Source organism: Mesorhizobium loti, assembly GCF_013170705.1.
GTDB classification, from domain to species: domain Bacteria; phylum Pseudomonadota; class Alphaproteobacteria; order Rhizobiales; family Rhizobiaceae; genus Mesorhizobium; species Mesorhizobium loti_D.
The window spans coordinates 5,244,837-5,261,014 of record NZ_CP033334.1; the positions used below are offsets into that span (position 1 = coordinate 5,244,837).

The 16,178-nt window shown below is 62.7% G+C and carries 15 protein-coding genes and 1 riboswitch; of the genes, 5 read left to right on the plus strand and 10 right to left on the minus strand.

Annotated elements, in window-relative coordinates; genetic code table 11:
* The first annotated feature begins 122 nt into the window (after positions 1-122).
* The gene (locus EB815_RS25880; protein WP_056562922.1) at positions 123-755 is read left to right on the plus strand and encodes a LysE family translocator; all 633 of its coding nucleotides are present in this window, start codon (positions 123-125) and stop codon (positions 753-755) included.
* A 47-nt stretch (positions 756-802) separates the two neighbouring features.
* Here the strand turns inward: EB815_RS25880 and EB815_RS25885 are convergent, their stop codons facing one another.
* Positions 803-1,627, minus strand: a complete 825-nt coding sequence (locus tag EB815_RS25885) for a DUF2189 domain-containing protein (protein WP_056565478.1) — start codon at positions 1,625-1,627, stop codon at positions 803-805.
* A gap of 294 nt (positions 1,628-1,921) precedes the next feature.
* Here EB815_RS25885 and EB815_RS25890 point away from each other — a divergent pair, with 294 nt between their 5' ends.
* The 3 genes from EB815_RS25890 to EB815_RS25900 all read left to right on the plus strand — a co-directional run bounded on the left by EB815_RS25890 (position 1,922) and on the right by EB815_RS25900 (position 5,735).
* The gene (locus EB815_RS25890) at positions 1,922-3,145 is read left to right on the plus strand and encodes a TadE/TadG family type IV pilus assembly protein (protein ID WP_056562925.1); all 1,224 of its coding nucleotides are present in this window, start codon (positions 1,922-1,924) and stop codon (positions 3,143-3,145) included.
* Between the two features lie 362 nt (positions 3,146-3,507).
* Positions 3,508-4,791: an NRAMP family divalent metal transporter gene (locus EB815_RS25895; protein ID WP_065004983.1), complete on the plus strand. Its 1,284-nt coding sequence runs from the start codon at positions 3,508-3,510 to the stop codon at positions 4,789-4,791.
* A 431-nt stretch (positions 4,792-5,222) separates the two neighbouring features.
* Complete coding sequence (locus tag EB815_RS25900; protein WP_056562930.1) at positions 5,223-5,735, plus strand: CAP domain-containing protein; 513 nt, start codon at positions 5,223-5,225, stop codon at positions 5,733-5,735.
* Positions 5,736-5,741: 6 nt separating this feature from the next.
* On the opposite strand, the gene EB815_RS25905 is transcribed toward EB815_RS25900, so the two are convergent.
* The 8 genes from EB815_RS25905 to EB815_RS25940 form a co-directional block, all read right to left on the minus strand.
* Positions 5,742-6,725, minus strand: coding sequence for an isopenicillin N synthase family dioxygenase (locus EB815_RS25905; protein ID WP_056562932.1), 984 nt, complete (start codon positions 6,723-6,725; stop codon positions 5,742-5,744).
* Between the two features lie 134 nt (positions 6,726-6,859).
* Complete coding sequence (locus EB815_RS25910; protein WP_056562935.1) at positions 6,860-8,395, minus strand: DHA2 family efflux MFS transporter permease subunit; 1,536 nt, start codon at positions 8,393-8,395, stop codon at positions 6,860-6,862.
* Between the two features lie 306 nt (positions 8,396-8,701).
* Positions 8,702-9,883 (minus strand): HlyD family secretion protein, encoded by a 1,182-nt coding sequence (locus EB815_RS25915; RefSeq protein WP_056562938.1) that lies wholly within the window; start codon positions 9,881-9,883, stop codon positions 8,702-8,704.
* A complete protein-coding gene (locus tag EB815_RS25920) occupies positions 9,880-10,359 on the minus strand; it encodes a MarR family winged helix-turn-helix transcriptional regulator (protein WP_056562941.1) in 480 nt (159 codons plus the stop codon). The genes EB815_RS25915 and EB815_RS25920 overlap by 4 nt, the downstream gene beginning before the upstream one ends.
* Positions 10,360-10,507: 148 nt before the next feature.
* A complete protein-coding gene (locus EB815_RS25925) occupies positions 10,508-11,557 on the minus strand; it encodes a FecCD family ABC transporter permease (RefSeq protein ID WP_065004981.1) in 1,050 nt (349 codons plus the stop codon).
* A complete protein-coding gene (locus tag EB815_RS25930; RefSeq protein ID WP_065004980.1) occupies positions 11,557-12,504 on the minus strand; it encodes an ABC transporter substrate-binding protein in 948 nt (315 codons plus the stop codon). The genes EB815_RS25925 and EB815_RS25930 overlap by 1 nt, the downstream gene beginning before the upstream one ends.
* Positions 12,505-12,549: 45 nt before the next feature.
* Positions 12,550-13,338, minus strand: a complete 789-nt coding sequence (locus tag EB815_RS25935) for an ABC transporter ATP-binding protein (protein ID WP_065004979.1) — start codon at positions 13,336-13,338, stop codon at positions 12,550-12,552.
* A complete protein-coding gene (locus EB815_RS25940) occupies positions 13,335-13,733 on the minus strand; it encodes a DUF1636 family protein (RefSeq protein WP_065004978.1) in 399 nt (132 codons plus the stop codon). The genes EB815_RS25935 and EB815_RS25940 overlap by 4 nt, the downstream gene beginning before the upstream one ends.
* Before the next feature lie 90 nt (positions 13,734-13,823).
* Positions 13,824-14,028: riboswitch (cobalamin riboswitch) on the minus strand.
* 263 nt (positions 14,029-14,291) lie between these two features.
* Between EB815_RS25940 and EB815_RS25945 the strand changes: the two genes are divergently transcribed.
* Positions 14,292-15,125 carry an AraC family transcriptional regulator gene (locus EB815_RS25945; RefSeq protein WP_056565482.1) on the plus strand — a complete coding sequence of 278 codons (834 nt, stop codon included), beginning with the start codon at positions 14,292-14,294 and terminating at the stop codon, positions 15,123-15,125.
* 6 nt (positions 15,126-15,131) lie between these two features.
* Here EB815_RS25945 and EB815_RS25950 read toward each other — a convergent pair whose 3' ends face one another.
* Positions 15,132-16,067, minus strand: a complete 936-nt coding sequence (locus EB815_RS25950) for a bifunctional helix-turn-helix transcriptional regulator/GNAT family N-acetyltransferase (protein WP_056562957.1) — start codon at positions 16,065-16,067, stop codon at positions 15,132-15,134.
* Positions 16,068-16,178: the final 111 nt, after the last annotated feature.

Here is a 16,178-nt window from a genome sequence, read left to right on the forward strand (position 1 = left end):
GGCATCACGCGCGCTGGCGCAATGCCTGCGCCGCCCAAGCCCTTGCGGGCGCCCGCCGCGACAGGCAGATATTGGCCGCCTGCGGGATCCCGCATCCATCGCGGCACGCCTGGGGACAAACAATGCCCGATACCGCCAACCATCTCGCTTTCGCGCTGGTCTGCCTCGGCATGGTGCTGACGCCAGGCCCGAACATGATCTACCTGATCTCACGCTCGCTGTCGCAAGGGCCGAAGGCCGGACTGATCTCGCTTGGCGGGGTTGCGGTCGGTTTCCTGTTCTATGTGCTTTCGGCGGCGTTCGGCATCACCGCACTGCTGCTCGCCGTGCCCTATGCTTACGATGCGTTGCGCTTTGCCGGCGTGCTCTATCTCTTGTGGTTGGCCTGGCAAGCGGTGAAACCTGGCGGACGTTCGCCATTCCAGGTGCGCGACCTGCCGAAAGACGGGCCGCGCAAGCTGTTCGCCATGGGCCTGATGACCAATCTGCTCAATCCGAAAGTGGCCGTTCTCTATCTGTCCCTGCTGCCGCAATTCATCAGCATCGGCAAAGGCCATGTCCTGTCGCAGTTGCTGGTTCTGGGCGCGACTCAGATCACCATCAGCCTGACCGTCAATGCCATCATCGCGGTGACGGCCGGTTCGATCGCCACTTTCCTTGCCGGACGGCCATTGTGGCTGGTCATCCAACGCTGGATGATGGGAGGCGTGCTGACGGCACTGGCGCTGAAGATGGCGACCGACGCGCAGCGCTGAGGCCTCCGGCACGATCCTTTCCCAAAGCCGGTTCCCACCGCCTTAGCCTACATCGGCCGGCGGATCGGCCGGACCCGCGCCGGCTCGATCACCTTGCGGTAGAGGTGCCAGGTAGCGTGACCCAGGATCGGCATGACCACGGCCAGCCCGGCGAACAGCGGGATCGAGCCGATCACCAGAAGCACGGCGACCAGCAGCCCCCACAGTGCCATCTGCAGCGGGTTGGCCATCACCGCCCGGGCCGAAGTCTCGATTGCCGAGACGGCACCGACATCACGGTCGAGCAGCAGCGGAAAGGCGATCACCGTCGTCGCCAGCACCACCACCGCAAAGACAAAACCGGCCGCGTTGCCAAGCAGAATCAACGTCCAGCCCTTGCTGGTCGTCAGCACATCGCGGACAAAAGCGCCGATGGAAGCCGGTGGCTGGTCGCCGAACAGGCTGGTGTAGATCGATTGGGCGGTGAACAGCCACAACAGGAGCAGCACAAACAACATGATGCCGATGACCGCGATCGACGGCAGCGCCGGGGAGCGGCGCACATCGAGCGCGTGGCGCCAATCCGTGTTCATGCCGAGTTCGCGCCGGCGGCTGATCTCGTAAAGCCCGATCGCGGCAAAAGGCCCGACCAGGGCAAAGCCCGACATCAATGGATAGACAAGCTGGATGGCGTTGGAGCCCGACGTCCACTGCGTCAGGATCAGGCCGACGACCGGGTAGATCAGGCACAGGAACATATAATGCGAGGGCTTGGCCCAGAAATCCTCGGCGCCGAGCTTGAGCGCGTCCCAGAGATCCGCCGCGGTGATGCGGCGCACCGCAGGCTGCACATGCATCCCGTAAGCGTCCGCCATGACATGAAAGCCGGCCATAACCATCCTCCCGTGTGTCGGGGCGGTCACCGCCGAGATGGCCGCCCGCAGCTGCCACTAGTAGATGTCGCACCATAGCCGATTTGCCAGGGCTTGTCGCGCAATCGATGACCTGGATCCGTTCCTCGTTGCGCGCATCTCTTCATGTCGCCAAATTTGGCGTGCTTTGGCAGACCTTCGCTTTGGTCAACCATTGCATCAAATTTTAGCATTTACGTATTTTAGTTATTGCTTAAATTCATCGTAGAGACCCTTGGCGTATCACTTGAGCTTACCAAGTTTGGGCGAGGGGCAATGTTGGCATTGAAAGGCTTCTGGTCTTCGCGGCGTGGCAACTTTGCCATCGCGACCGCCATAGCGATGGTGCCGATAATGGTTGTCGTGGCTGGCACGATCGACCTCACGGGCACGAGCGACGACGCCTCACAATTGCAGAGCTCGCTGGACGCGGCCGGACTTGCTGTCGGCACAAAATACCTGGCCAGCATGCCCGCGAGTGATGTCCAGGGGCTTGGGCTGACATTCTTTGCGGCCAATATGAGCGTCGCCGACCAGCAGGAATATGCGGACAGCGTCTCCGCTTTTTCGGCAACCGCCAGCGGCGGCCCGAGCGCCTACTACATCTCGCTATCGTCCAGCATCAACCGTCCGAGCTTCATCAATGGCGCGGCCCCCTGGCCGGCTTACCGCTCGGCCATGGTCAAGATGGACCCTGGTGCGCAGGCCTGTGTGCTGGCGCTCGATCCGCATGCGTCGGCGGCCGTAAGCCTGCAAGGCTCGACCAATGTCTCTATGACCAGTTGCGTGATCGCGGCGAACTCCGACGCGTCCAATGCCGTCAGCAGAGGCGGTTCCGCACAGGTTTCGGCGGGCTGCGTCTCGACTGTCGGCGGCACTTACGGGCTGTCGCCGCCCAGCGCCAATCTCACCTGCGGAGCCCCGCTCGAACATCAATATGCGTCTTTCGATCCTCTGGCGAACGTCGTCGCTCCGCCTTACACATTGTGCCTGCCGGTTCCGAACGGGAAAACCTATACGCTGTCGCCCGGAACCTATTGCGACAAGACGTTGTCGGGAAACATCACGCTCAATCCGGGCGTCTACATCATGCGTGGCGTCACCATAAAACCGGGCGGCAACGGCAGCCTGACCGGTCAGGGCGTGACCATATTTCTCATGGAAGGCTCACAGATCTACATAAATGCCAATGAACAGGTGAATCTATCCCCACCCACCAGCGGTCCCTACGCCGGCATCACCATTTTCGAGAACCGCGGCAACACATCGGCCTTGACGCTGAATGGCGGCGCAAATTCCGTGATCAGCGGGTTCGTCTATGCGCCTGACGCCGCCATTTCCTTTGCCGGCAACTCAGACATGAGCGGTCAGGGGGACTGTCTGAGGATTGTTGGCTTGACCGTGCAGATGACCGGAAACTCATCCATCAAAACCGACTGCACGGCCGTGTTTGGAAATCGCGAGATGTATGCCAGCCGGATGATCACTCTCGTGAAATGAGAGACGTCCCCCAACGCTTAACCCGACGTCTCGGCGGCACCTGCGGTAGTGAGGGCGTCGGGCCGCTCACTCGTCTCGATCGATAGGTCGGCTGTGAAAACTGAGGCGCATCAGTCTTGAGGATTTCAACGCTGTCGGCGACATATTCGTTGGGGAGACGCGCGGCAAGCAGAGCAAAATGGACGCAGCCAACTCGATGAGCGTTTTGACCCTGCGGGTCAATCCGACGACGCTGAAAGAGAGACCGGCGGCGATCAAAAAATAGCGGAACGCGGTGACCGCCGCCTGCATCAGCCCTGTGGGAATGTGTTAAAGACCTGCTTGGCCTTGCTAGTCCATTCCTAGCGGGAGGGGATCATTCGATGGAATTACCGGAGTCAGCGCCGGGCACGTCAACGCTTCGCAAACGTTTTAACTTTTTGGGAACCTTGGGCCCAGGCCTGATCACCGGCGCTGCCGACGATGACCCAAGCGGTATCGCCACCTATAGTCAGGTGGGGGCACAATTCGGTTACTCGCTCGCCTGGATCATGCTGTTCAGCTATCCGCTCATGGCCGTAACCCAAGGGATCAGTGCCGGGATCGGTGCGGTGACAGGCCAAGGTATCGCGCGCAACCTGCGTCGGCATTATTCGCCTTGGCTGTTGCGTTTTGCGGTGCTGCTGCTCCTCGTCGCCAACGTTATCAACATAGGCGCCGACCTCGGGGCTATGGGAGCGGCGCTCGAATTGCTGGTCGGGGGGCCGCATCACCTCTATGCGATCCTTTTCGCTCTGATCTGCATCCTGTTGCAAGTCTTCGTGAGCTACCGCCGCTATGTCACGGTGCTCAAATGGCTGACTCTGTCCCTGCTTGCCTATGTCGCGGTAGTTCTGTCGGTGCATGTGCCCTGGGGAACAGCGCTCTATGGTGCGCTGGTTCCGCAAATCGTCTTCGACGGCGATCATGCTATGGCGCTGGTAGCGGTTCTCGGCACGACGATCAGCCCCTATCTGTTTTTCTGGCAGGCCGGCGAGGAAGTCGAGGAGCAGCATCGACGGCATAGGCTACGGCTCGGCGCTCACTCCCGCAGCGCCGCGCACCAGCTTGCGCGCATCAAGAGCGACACCTTGTTCGGAATGGGATTCTCCAACCTTGTCGCCGTCTTTATCATCATAGCCACGGCGGCGACCCTGCATGCCAACGGTGTCACCCAGATTCAAACCTCGTCCCAAGCGGCAGAGGCACTCCGACCTGTTGCCGGTGACTTTGCATTCGTGGTCTTTGCGGTCGGCATCATCGGCACAGGTATGCTTGCTGTGCCCGTCCTGGCCGGCTCCGCCGCGTATGCCATCGCGGAGATGTTTCAGTGGCCGGAGGGACTGGACCAACGCCCGCAGGACGCCAAGGCCTTCTACGGCACGATCGCGGTGGCGACGCTGGGCGGGGTGACCCTGACTTTCGTCGGACTGGACCCCATCAGGGCACTCTATTGGAGCGCTGTCGTCAATGGAATACTGGCTGCCCCGCTGATGGCAATCATGATGATGATCGCGATGAACCCACGGATCATGGGCCGGCTTACGCTGCCGCGCTGGATGACTTTCGGCGGAGTGCTTGCCACGGCGGTGATGGCTCTGGCCTCGATTGCCTTTTTCGTACTGTGACCGACAGTCAGGCCCGAGCCAAATTCACATCATGGCTGACTTTCGGCGCGGTCTGGCTTCTTCTGCATTTGGCCGTTGGGGCGCTCCGCTTGATGCAACTGCTCAGCCGCTGGAAATTGATCAGCGCACGGCAATCTGCATTGTTTTTCACAGCGGCCAAGTATTTGGAACGACATGCAGATTGGCTCCTCGCGCATGCGCAGGTAGCCCAACTATCCCTTTAGTCCATGACAATCGACCGCGCGTGTTCAACAAATAGTTCGAGCCATCTGCTCATGTATGATGGTCCTCCGGCTCGGTCATACTGAAGGTAGTTCCTCCACCGAGCCCGCCCGAACCTGGATGGCGGCATCGACGGTCTTCTGCCCGTATCGCGTGATTTTGTCAGCCCTGCCCGGCAAAAGCCATGATCGCGGCTATGTCAGACGGGCATGACAGCTGAAAAAGTCGAAATCCGTCAAAAAGGCCTGAACAGGCGCACATGGCTCAAGGCAGCCGGCCTCGCGGCCTTGGTCGGGCCCGCCGCCTGCGGCACCGTCTCGCTGCCGACCGGGCAAGGCGCCGGGGTTTCCTCCTCCGCGACCGGCACGCTGGCGAGCCTGCGCGCCACGGCGGGACTGGGGCCGCTCGTTCCCGACACCCAGCTCGAACAGGCGGCGCTTCAGCAGGCCGGCTACATGGCATCGCGGGAGCGCATGAGCCACACCACGGGCTGGGGCAAGGATTTTGCCTCGCGCGTCAAGGACAATGGCATTGCCGGTGCCGCCGCCGAAAACATCGCCGAGGGCCGCTTCGACCAGGAGAAGCTGTTCGACATCTGGGCGCACTCGCCCGGCCATCGCCGTAACATGCTTGACCCGCGCTTCACCCGCTTCGGCCTCGCCTATGTGCGCGACGGCCGCGACTCCAGCCTGCGGTACTGGGCTCTCGTGCTCGGAAAATAGAACGGCCTATTTGGTCGTCGCCTTGAATTTTCCCATCAGATAGGGGCCGGAGCGCACAGGCTCGTATTTCGGCGCTTCGCCGTCGGCGAGGCAGGCGTGCAGCACGTTGATCTCCGCGTCCCAGTTCGGCTGGTGGAAGAAGGCCATGGACTGGCGCCGGTCCTTGCCACCCTGTTGCGCCGGCGGATTGACCACACGATGCACGGTGGAGACCCAGCGGTCGTTGGTCCAGCGCGCCATCAGGTCGCCGATATTGATGACGAAGGCCCCCGGGATCGGCGGCACCTCGGTCCATTCTCCATCCGGCGTGATGATCTGAAGGCCGCGTGATCCGGCCTGCGGCAGAAGGATGGTCAGGCTGCCGTAGTCGGTGTGAGCGCCGGCGCGGATCTGGCCGGGTTTCGGCGCGACATGCTGTTCGGGATAGTTGAGCGCCCGAAGCGCGCTGATCGGCGCATCGAGATAGCTGTCGAAATGATTTTCGGGCAGACCAAGCGCGGTGGCGAAGACACGCATGATGCGCAACGCCAGATCCTCGAGCGCAGCATAATAGGCTTTCCAGGCGGCGACGAACCCCTCAGGTTCCGCGGGCCAGATCGTTTCGGCATAGCAGAAGGCGAGCGCCTCGGGATCGGACATGCCTTGCGGCACGCCGAGGGGGCCGCCGTTGAAACTCTCCTTGAGGTCGGGCGGCGTGTCGACGTTGCGTGATTTGGCCAATGCTTCGAGTTCAGGGCCAAGATAACCATAGGGATAGCCCTTGTAGGGCGCCTTCGAGCGCTGCTTTTGCTCCGGCGCCAGATCGAAAAAGGCCCGCGCCTTCAACCATGCCGCGTCGATCACCGCCTGTGGTATGCCGTGGTTGGTCACGGCCAAGAACCCGGTGTCGCGGCAGATGCGGTCGACCTCGGCCCCGAGGGCCTGCTTCTCCTCGGCGCCGGCGTTTTCGAACCGCCCGAGATCGAATACCGGAAATGTCTGGTGCTGCATCGTTCTTGCGTCCCGCTGGGGTCAACGGCCAAACGATGCAGGCCGCTTGCGCAATGAGCTAGCACCAACCGACGCGGCAATCCTAGTCCATATCGGTGGCAGGCATGTGCCTGCCACTTTGCCTGCCGCGGGGCCTAGTCCATATGCGCGGCGGGCGCGCCGCCACCAGCCGGGCCGGCTTTCGGCTTGCGCAGCAGGAAGACGAACGGGATGGCGAGCAGCGTCATCATCATCAGTATTTTGAAGTCGTTGACGTAGGAGATCATCATCGCCTGGATATTGACCATGCGATCGACCTCCGACAGCGCTGTCGGATCGCCGCCGGCGGCCGCAGGCGAGACCGCCCAGAGATTGGGATTGAACGGGTTGATGAAGGCAGAAAGCTCGGCGTGGTTGATCTGCGTGTTGCGCACCAGCAGCACCGTCACGACAGACACGCCGATCGACGAGCCAAGATTGCGCACCAGGCTGAACAACGCGGTCGCGTCGGTGCGGTAGCGTACGTCGAGCGTGGCGAATGTAACCGTCGACAGCGGCACGAACACCATTCCCATGCCCAGGCCCTGGATCACCCCGGAGGTGATGATCAACCAGTTGTCCATCTGTGGCGTGAAACTGGCCATGGTGTAGAGCGACTGCGCGGTCAGGAGAAAACCGATGACGACGAGAATTCTGGCATCGATCTTTCCCATGATGCGCCCCACGACGAGCATCGAGATCATCGTGCCGACACCGCGCGGACCGATGACGATGCCGATGGTGATGGTCGGATAGCCAAAGATGGTCGACAGCATCGGCGGCAGCAGCGCCATCGAGGCGAGGATAAGCACACCCATGACGAAGATGAACGCCAGGCCGGTCACGAAATTGCGGTCGAGGAAGATCTTGGGGTCGATAAAGGGATGTTCCGCCGTCATGGTGTGGATGATGAACACCCAGAAGCCCGTGATGGCCAGGCCGAGTTCGATCCATATCTCGACCGAGGAAAACCAGTCGACCTCACCGCCGCGATCGAGCATCAGCTGCAGCGCGCCGACGCCGAGCGATATCATGGCAAAGCCGAAGAAATCGAAGCTGCGCACCCGCCGGGCAACGGCTGGCAGATAGACGGCCATGCCAAGGAAGGCGACGATGCCGACCGGCAGGTTGATGAAGAACACCCAGCGCCAGTTGAAATTCTCGGTCAGCCAGCCGCCCAGCGTCGGGCCCAGAATCGGCCCCAGCATGATGCCGGCGCCCCAGATGGCCATGGCCTGGCCGTGGCGCTCCCTGGGGTTAATGTCGAGCAGGAAGGTCTGCGACAGCGGCACGATGGCGGCGCCGAAGACGCCTTGCATCAGCCGGAACAGCACGATGGTTTCAAGGCTCCATGCCAGGCCGCACAGCATGGAGAAGATGGTGAAGCCGACCACGGCCGTCAGGAACAGCTCCTTGCGGCCGAAGCGGTCGGAGAGCCAGCCGGTGACCGGCGTCATGATGGCGGCGGCCACGATGTAGGAGGTCAGCACCCAGTTGATGTTGTCCGGAGAGGCGCCGAGGTCGCCGGTCATGGTCGGCAGCGCGACGTTGGCAATCGTGGTGTCGAGTGCCTGCATGATCGTCGCCAGCATGAGCGCGACCGTGATCAGGCCGCGATGCGGCACTTCTTTGAAGGATTCGGGCGTGCTCATCCGCGGAACTTCCAGCCGGTAACAAAAACGTGTACATGGGGTTTCCGGGCGGCAAAGCCTTCCGTTGAGAGAGCCTCATCGCGGTGGGACGCGATTGTCGATGTGGGGGTTACATCGACCGAGAATCTCTGATGAGCGGATGCCTGCCGCCCGGAAACATGAGGACCGACGGGTCCGTGTCGAAGATTTCAGTTTCGGCCAAGCCGCAACGCGGCTCGAACCAGGCGCTGACGCTTCCCACTCCTCCCATCAGACCAATCCTGTTATCCACGTCCGCCCGCCTCGTCCTGGCGGGCTTCCGCTCATTTATTGCGCGGCCTCGCCAGCCTTGGCGTGACCGAATATGGCGGGGAAACCGCGGGCTACGCCGGTATCGACGGTGACAGAGGCGCTCATGCCCGTCCGCAGCATCATCTTGGCGTCGGGATCGGTAAGCTCCAGGCGCACCGGGATGCGCTGCGTGACCTTGACCCAGTTGCCGGTGGCGTTCTGCGCGGGCAGCAGCGAGAATTCAGCACCCGTTCCCGCACCGATCGCCTTGACCGTCGCCTCGAAGGTCTTGCCCGGATAGGTATCGATCACGATCTCGGCCTTCTGGCCCGGCTTCATGTTGGTGAGCTGGGTTTCCTTGAAATTGGCATCGATCCAGGAGTCGCCGGTTTCGACCAGCGAAAACAGCGGCGTGCCGGAGCCGACAAACTGGCCGACCTTGAACGACGAGGCCTGCGAGATGACGCCATCGGCGGGCGCCTTGACCGTGGTCTGGGCCAGGTCGTAGGCGGCCTTGTCACGCGCGGCGAGAGCCGACATCACGGTTGGATGCTTGTCGGTTTCGATATCGGGATTGCCGCCAAGTGCGGCCTTGGCGCTGACGATGCCTTGCTGGGCGACGGCGACCTGCTGCTTTGCCTTGTCGAGGTCGTTGCGGGCCTGGTCCAGCGACGACTTGGCGTTGATGCCCTTCTGCGCGAGATCGGCGGCGCGATCATATTGCGACTGGGCGTAGTCGACCTCGCTGCTGGCGGACTTCTCCTGCGCCATCGACTGGCTGTAGGCGGCGCGCAGTTGCTCGACATTGAGGCGTGCCGCGGCAACCGCGGCGTCGGCCTGGGCGAGCGCGATCCGGTAAGGCTCGGGGTCGATGGCGAACAGGAGATCCCCCCGCTTGACCATCTGATGGTCCGATATGGCGACCTGCACGATGCGGCCGGCCGTGTCCGAGGCAATCGACACCTTGGCCTGCTGCAGATTGGCGTTCTCCGTCTCCTGATAGCGCCCACCCGTCACCCAGACATAGCCGCCGCCGATGATCAGCGCGGCCGGCAGGGCGAACATCAGGAGAAAGCGGCCCATGCGGCGCTTCTTCTTCGGTGCCGCCGGGACCGGCGCTACAGGCGGGGCGACCGCCACAGGGGCGGCAACCGGCTGGGCCGGAGCTTCCATCTCAACCTTGGGGGCGTTTTCGTCGACCTTGGCTACCGCATTCATGCTGCTGCGCCTTCCGCACTCTTGATCTTTTCAAGCGACGAAGCCTCGCCGTCCGCCAGATTCTGCACGATTACATCGAGCGCCCTGATCAGGACGCGGCGGTCCTCGGGCGAAACGCCGACAAGCGATTCCTCATAGACTTTGCCGGCGAGACTCTTGACCTCGGCATAGGCAGCGCTCGCCTTGGCTGTCGGGAAAATCATGCGCACGCGGCGGTCGGCGGCGTCGGCGCGGCGTTCGATCCAGCCGCCCTCCTCCATCCGGTCGACGAGGCGCGAGACGCTGATCGGCTCGATTTCGAGCAGTTCCGCGAGCCGCGCCTGGGTAACGCCTGCCTCCTTGGCGACACGCACCATGAGGCGCCATTGCGCCGACGAAAGGCCAAGCCCGCTGGCGCGCGTCTCGAAGCGCTTGCGCAGCAGACGTTGCACGTCGTGGATCAAAAAGCCCAGTCTGTCTATGCCATCAGAAACCATGAGCGATAGATATAATAAGCGTGCTTACTATTCAAGATGTCACGTGATGGTGAAAGCCGGCAAATATGCGTGGCGGTCTTGCAACGCGACCGTGGATGGCAATCCGTGAACCGCTGGAGACAGCCGGTCAGGCGGGAATCGGCCTTCTTCACAGGCGGTTTCGGACGACCAGCGTGACGACGAAGAAGGCACCGAGCGAACTGGTTATGATGCCGATCGGCAGTTCCTGCGGCGGCAGCAGCGTCCGTGCCAGAAGATCGCTTGCCAGCAAGAGCACCGCCCCGAACAATGCACAGCTGGCGATCAGGCGCAGATGCAAGGGACCGGCCAGCGGCCGCGAAAGATGCGGGATCATCAATCCGACAAAGCCGATGACGCCGGCGACCGAGACGAGAATTGCGGTCGAGAAGGCCGCGACGAGAAACGTCGCCCTGCGCATGCGCGCCACCGGCACGCCGAGGCTTTCGGCGGCACTTTCACCGGCCAGGAAGGCATCCAGCCTGCGGTGGTTCCACAGCCCGTAGGCCGCGATCGTGCCGGCTCCCAAGGCGCCCAGCCAGACATTGTCCCAGCGCGCCAGCCCCAGCCCGCCCATCGTCCAGAACAGCACCGAATGGGCCGCGCGCTGGTCTCCGGCAAAGACCAGATAATTGGTCAATGCCGTGAACAGGAAGGAGACGGCAAGGCCGGCGAGGATCAGCCGCTCCGGCCCCTGTCCCCTTACCCGTGCGACCAGCAGCAGGACGATGCAGGCGGCCAGTATGCCGCCGGTGAAGGCCGCGATGGGCAAGGTCCAGATGCCAAAACTGTCGCCGAAGACGGTGATGACGGAAACAGCGCCGGCGGCGGCTCCCGACGACAGGCCGAACAGGAACGGGTCGGCGAGATCGTTGCGGGTCACCGTCTGCAGCAACGCACCTGTCATGCCGAGGCCGGCACCGACACAGATCGCCAGGATCGTGCGCGGCAGCCTGAGATCGACGACGATCTTGCCGACCGGGCCCGACACCTGGTGTTCATGCAGCCCGACAGCATGGCCAAGCGAGCCGATGACGTCGCTCAGCGGGATCAGCGTCGAACCATAGGCGATCGACAGCAGCACGAGGGCGACGACCGCCACCATGCCCGCCACCATCGCCAACGCGAATCCCTTGTGCCCGGAAAGCGCGCCGGATTTATGCCCGGGGGCAAGAAGCATCAGAACGCTTCCGGATGCATCGCCTTGGCGATCTTGGCGATCGCCTCGATGTTTGCAGGTCCGGGCGTCAGTTCGGCATAGCGCAGCGCCACGAAACGCTCGTTCTTGACCGCGTCCGTCTCCCTCATTGCCGGATGGGCCTTCAAGAAATCGAGCAGTTTCCTGTAGCCGCCGCCATCCTGGTAATCGAGCAGGATGAGGAATTGCGGGTTGCGCGAGGCCACCGTTTCCCAGTCCGTATTGCCCCAGCTGGTGTCCATGTCGGCCATGATGTTGTCGCCGCCGGCGGCCGTGATCATGGCGCTGGGAATAGCGAATTTTCCGGCGGTGAACGGCTTGTCATCGCCGGAATCATAGAGGAACACGCGGGTTCCCTTGGCGCTGCCGACCTTCGCGGTGATGTCGGCGAGTTGCGCCTTCCAGCCGGCAACAAGCTTCTGCGCCTCTGTCTCCTTGCCAAAGATCTTGCCCAGCTTTTCAACATCGCCATAGAGCAGGTTCATGGAAGCCGCCGGGCGGTTCTTGTCGAGATGGACGCAGCTTTCGGTCAGCACCAGTGTCTTGATGCCGTGCGGGGCGAGCGTGTCGGGCGTCACGTCGCCACCCGGCTTCATGCCATAGTACCAGCCGGCGAAGAAGAAATCGGGCTCGACGGCGACCAGGTTTTCGAGCGTCGGGTATTTGGGCGCGAGTTCCGGGATGGAGCCCTGCTCGGCCTTGAATTCGGGGCCGACCTTGTACCATCCGGTGATGCCGGTCAGGCCGACGATCGACGGCTGCAGCTTCAGCGCGAAGGCCATCTCGGCCATGTTGAGGTCGTGGATGACGGCGCGCTTGGGCGGCGCGTCGAAGGTCAACGGCTTGCCGCAACTGTCGACGGTGACGGGGAAAGCGAAGGCGGTAGAGGCCAGCAAAGAAAAGACGAGCGACAAAGCGAGACGTTTCACGGATTTTGCTCCTTGGTTGAACAGTGCCGATGGGGATGGGTTCGTTCAGGATGGCGGCGCGGCGCGGTTCGGAACATCGAACACGGTCAGTTCGCGGTCCTCGGTGGGATGGCGCAGGCGAAACACGTCGACACCGAAAATCTCGCGGATCAGCTGTTGCGTCAGCGCTTCGCGCGGTGCGGCCAACGCGTGCAGCCGGGCTTCGTTCATCACCGCGACCCTGGTGGCGAAAGGCGCCACCAGGGCCAGGTCGTGAAGCACCGCGATCACCGTCATGCCGAAGCCGGCGACGAGTTCGAGAAGCTCGCCGCGAGCACGCGGGTCGAGATGGTTGGTCGGCTCGTCGAGGAACAACACCTTCGGTTCCTGCGCGATGGCGCGCGCCAGCTGGGCGCGTTGGCGCTCCCCGCCGGACAGCGAGCCGATCGTGCGGTGAAGCAGAGGCAACAAGCCGGTCCGGCGCAAGGCATCAACGACGATGTCGCGCTCCTCGCTCCCGCGCCTCAGGCCGGCATGCGGAACGCGGCCGAGTTCGACATAGTCGATCACCGCCAGCCGCGGATCCGGCTGGTCGGTCTGGCCGACGACGGCCATGTGCAGGGCCCGCTCGGCTGTCGAGATTCTGTCCAGGCGTCGCCCGCCAAGCTTCACCTCGCCCGAACTTGGCCTGAGCATGCCCGACAGCATGCGCAGCAGCGTCGTCTTGCCGGCGCCATTGGGGCCGATGATGGCGAGACGATCGCCGGTGGCGATGGAGAGGCTGACCGCATGGACCAGATTCCGGCCATTCGCCACGGCAACCAGGTCGCGCGCTTCAAGAAGTGGCATTGTCATTGACTATCCCCCGCCAGCTTGCCCGGCGCCGGGATGCGAGCCAGCGTCTTGCCGGCCAGTCGCGGCGGACGTTGTCCGGAATTGCACCAGCCGTCGGCGAGCGAGGCGTAAAGCCTGGCAAATCGCACGAGATCGCCAACATCGGCCTCGGCATCGACGGAGCCGAAAAGATAGGTGGCCTTGCCCGGAGCCTGGAAGGCTACCGTCAACGGCCGTGCGCAGCCCGCCATGCATTCGACGCCTTCGATCGTGAAGCCATGCGCCACGGCGGGTTCATCGTGGGCCGAGAGCCGGGAGCGCAAATCGGCGCATAGGCTTTCGCCCGACCTGATGCCGGTCGGAACATCACGGCAAAGCGTGCACACGATGATGCGGTGATCGATGGCGCCGTCCAACTTCCGTCACTTTCCAAAACTGGCGACGGAAGGATGTTGGCGAGCCGGCCGACAAGACCGACGTCCACGTTTCCTCCCGGCACACCCCGTCCGGTCAACTTGGTGATGGCAGGTCTCCTGGCTCGCGGCTCCTTGCGCAATCCTGCCTTCCCAGCCTTGCCGGCCAGTGGCATTTCGGATCTTGCTAACCGCTTACAGTTGCGGGGGCAGCCACGGCTTCGACCTCTTGGGTCTCACCGTGTTCCCTTTTCACCCCTCGCCTTTCGACTCGGGGACCATCACCACTCGATCGTAGTTTTCCCCCAATTGCTTCGCAACGGATTTCTCGGTGCATTGTCGATCCCGCCGCGGCGCTCGAATTTTATATGTTATGTAATTACATTACGTCTTAGACGATAGCGCGCGGCGGCGTCAAGTGAGAGCTTGCTGCCGGAAGAAGCCAGCGAGCCAGATGCTGTTGGCTGCGGAGCGTTGCCGCCCGGATTGCGCGGCGAGCGCAATTCCGATCAAACTGCCGCGCGCGAAGGTGGCAAGATGATCCCCTCAATGCGAGGAGCCATGAACCCGACCGAGAAAGCGCTATGGTTCGTCGAGAGCCATCTGCCGGAGGCGATCTCGCTCGACGATGTCGCCCAAAGCAGCGGCGTGTCGCGCTTTCATGTGACGCGCGCCTTCGGCGCCGCCACCGGCCGCTCGGTCATGGGCTACATGCGCGCGCGCAGGCTGACCGAGGCGGCGCGCCGGCTGGCCGGCGGAGCGCCCGACATCCTATCGGTGGCGCTCGATGCCGGCTACAGCTCGCATGAGGCTTTCACCCGCGCCTTCCGCGACCAGTTCGGCACCACGCCGGAGATGGTGCGCGCGCAAGGCTCGACCAACACCCTCGACCTCGTGGAGCCGATCCTGATGGACCAATCCTTTCTTTCCGCCCTCGAACCACCGCGCTTCGAGACCAGCCGGCCGTTGCTGATCGCTGGGCTCGGCGAACGCTACAACTGTGAAACCAGCGCCGCCATTCCGATGCAGTGGCAACGCTTCGGCCCCTATATCGGCAACATTCCTGGCGAGACCGGCGACGTCGCCTATGGTGTCTGCGCCAACGGCGACGATGCCGGCAATTTCGACTACGTCGCCGGTGTCGAGGTCTCCGATTTTTCCGACCTTCCAAGGGAACTCAGCCGCGTGCGCATACCCGCCCAGAAATACGCGGTGTTTTCGCATCGCGAACACATCTCGACTATCCGCCGGACCGTCAACACGATCTGGAACAAATGGCTGCCGGCCTCCGGGCACGAGATAGCGGACGCCCCCGAATTCGAACGCTATGGCCCGGAGTTCGATCCGCGCAGCGGCAATGGCGGACTGGAGATCTGGATACCCGTCAAGGCTTAGCAGAGATCACAATTCCAAGTCCCAGGTCTGGCCGACCAGATCCTTGCCGAAGGAGTGGTGCGGTTCTTCCTCGGTCAGTTTGAAGCCGACCGCCTGGTAGATGTGCCGGGCGGCGATCAGGATATCGTTGGTCCACAAGGTCAGCGTCTTGTAGCCCTTCGCACGAGCAAAGCCGATGCATTCCTCGACCAGCCGCCTGCCGATGCCGAGACCACGGGCCGAAGGTTCGACATAGAGCAGGCGCAGCTTCGCCACCTGATCCGATTTGCGCACGACGAAGACCGAGCCGACCACCTCGCCATCGCGCTCGGCGATCCAGCTTCGTTCCCATTTCGGGTCGAAGGATTTGACAAATGCCGCGAGGATTTCGGCAACCAGCGCCTCATAGGTTTCGTCCCAGCCATAGTCCTGTGCGTAGAGCATGCCTTGCCGGCGGGTGATCCAGCCGATGTCGCCGACCTGCAGCGGGCGCAACAGATAAGGGATCCTTGGCTCTGCGCTTTCACCCAGCAGAGCCTGGACCGTCCGCATGGACTTCACCAGCCGGTCCTGCTCCGACGCGGGCAGCCGATCGAGCAGCGCCGCGACCTGGTCGTGCGAATCCTTGTTCAGCGGCGCGAAGGCATTCCTGCCCGCCGCGGTCAGCGCAATCGACGATTGCCTGGCGTCCGAAACCACCGTCGACCTGGAGATGAGGTGAAGGCGCTCGAACTTCTTCAGCAGACGGCTGACATAGCCGGCATCGAGACCGAGGTCGCGCCCGAGGTCGGTCGCGGTCAGGCCGTCGCGGTGCGCCAGTTCGTAGAGCACACGCGCCTCGGTCAGGGAGAAGGCGCTTTTCAGCAGCCCTTCGTCGAGCAGGCCGATCTGGCGGGTGTAGAAGCGGTTGAAAGCCCGCACCGCGTCGATCAGGTGCTTGTTGGGGAGGTTGTGGACGGTCATGGGATGGTTCTCCTGTCATGGAAAGGATCGACCAATTAGTTGACTTAGTCAATAAAATGATTGAAGCAATACAACCTCACAACTTCGTCATTCTAGGGTCTGCGCGCGTCG

Bases quoted from the DNA above. Each gene is read 5' to 3' on its own strand.
- EB815_RS25910 (WP_056562935.1), bottom strand. From the start codon at position 8,395: ATGAGCACGCCCGAATCCTTCAAAGAAGTGCCGCATCGCGGCCTGATC.
- EB815_RS25915 (WP_056562938.1), bottom strand. From the start codon at position 9,883: ATGAATGCGGTAGCCAAGGTCGACGAAAACGCCCCCAAGGTTGAGATG.
- EB815_RS25885 (WP_056565478.1), bottom strand. From the start codon at position 1,627: ATGGCCGGCTTTCATGTCATGGCGGACGCTTACGGGATGCATGTGCAG.
- EB815_RS25945 (WP_056565482.1), top strand. From the start codon at position 14,292: ATGAACCCGACCGAGAAAGCGCTATGGTTCGTCGAGAGCCATCTGCCG.
- EB815_RS25935 (WP_065004979.1), bottom strand. From the start codon at position 13,338: ATGACAATGCCACTTCTTGAAGCGCGCGACCTGGTTGCCGTGGCGAAT.
- EB815_RS25925 (WP_065004981.1), bottom strand. From the start codon at position 11,557: ATGCTTCTTGCCCCCGGGCATAAATCCGGCGCGCTTTCCGGGCACAAG.
- EB815_RS25920 (WP_056562941.1), bottom strand. From the start codon at position 10,359: ATGGTTTCTGATGGCATAGACAGACTGGGCTTTTTGATCCACGACGTG.
- EB815_RS25900 (WP_056562930.1), top strand. From the start codon at position 5,223: ATGACAGCTGAAAAAGTCGAAATCCGTCAAAAAGGCCTGAACAGGCGC.
- EB815_RS25895 (WP_065004983.1), top strand. From the start codon at position 3,508: ATGGAATTACCGGAGTCAGCGCCGGGCACGTCAACGCTTCGCAAACGT.
- EB815_RS25905 (WP_056562932.1), bottom strand. From the start codon at position 6,725: ATGCAGCACCAGACATTTCCGGTATTCGATCTCGGGCGGTTCGAAAAC.
- EB815_RS25950 (WP_056562957.1), bottom strand. From the start codon at position 16,067: ATGACCGTCCACAACCTCCCCAACAAGCACCTGATCGACGCGGTGCGG.
- EB815_RS25880 (WP_056562922.1), top strand. From the start codon at position 123: ATGCCCGATACCGCCAACCATCTCGCTTTCGCGCTGGTCTGCCTCGGC.
- EB815_RS25890 (WP_056562925.1), top strand. From the start codon at position 1,922: ATGTTGGCATTGAAAGGCTTCTGGTCTTCGCGGCGTGGCAACTTTGCC.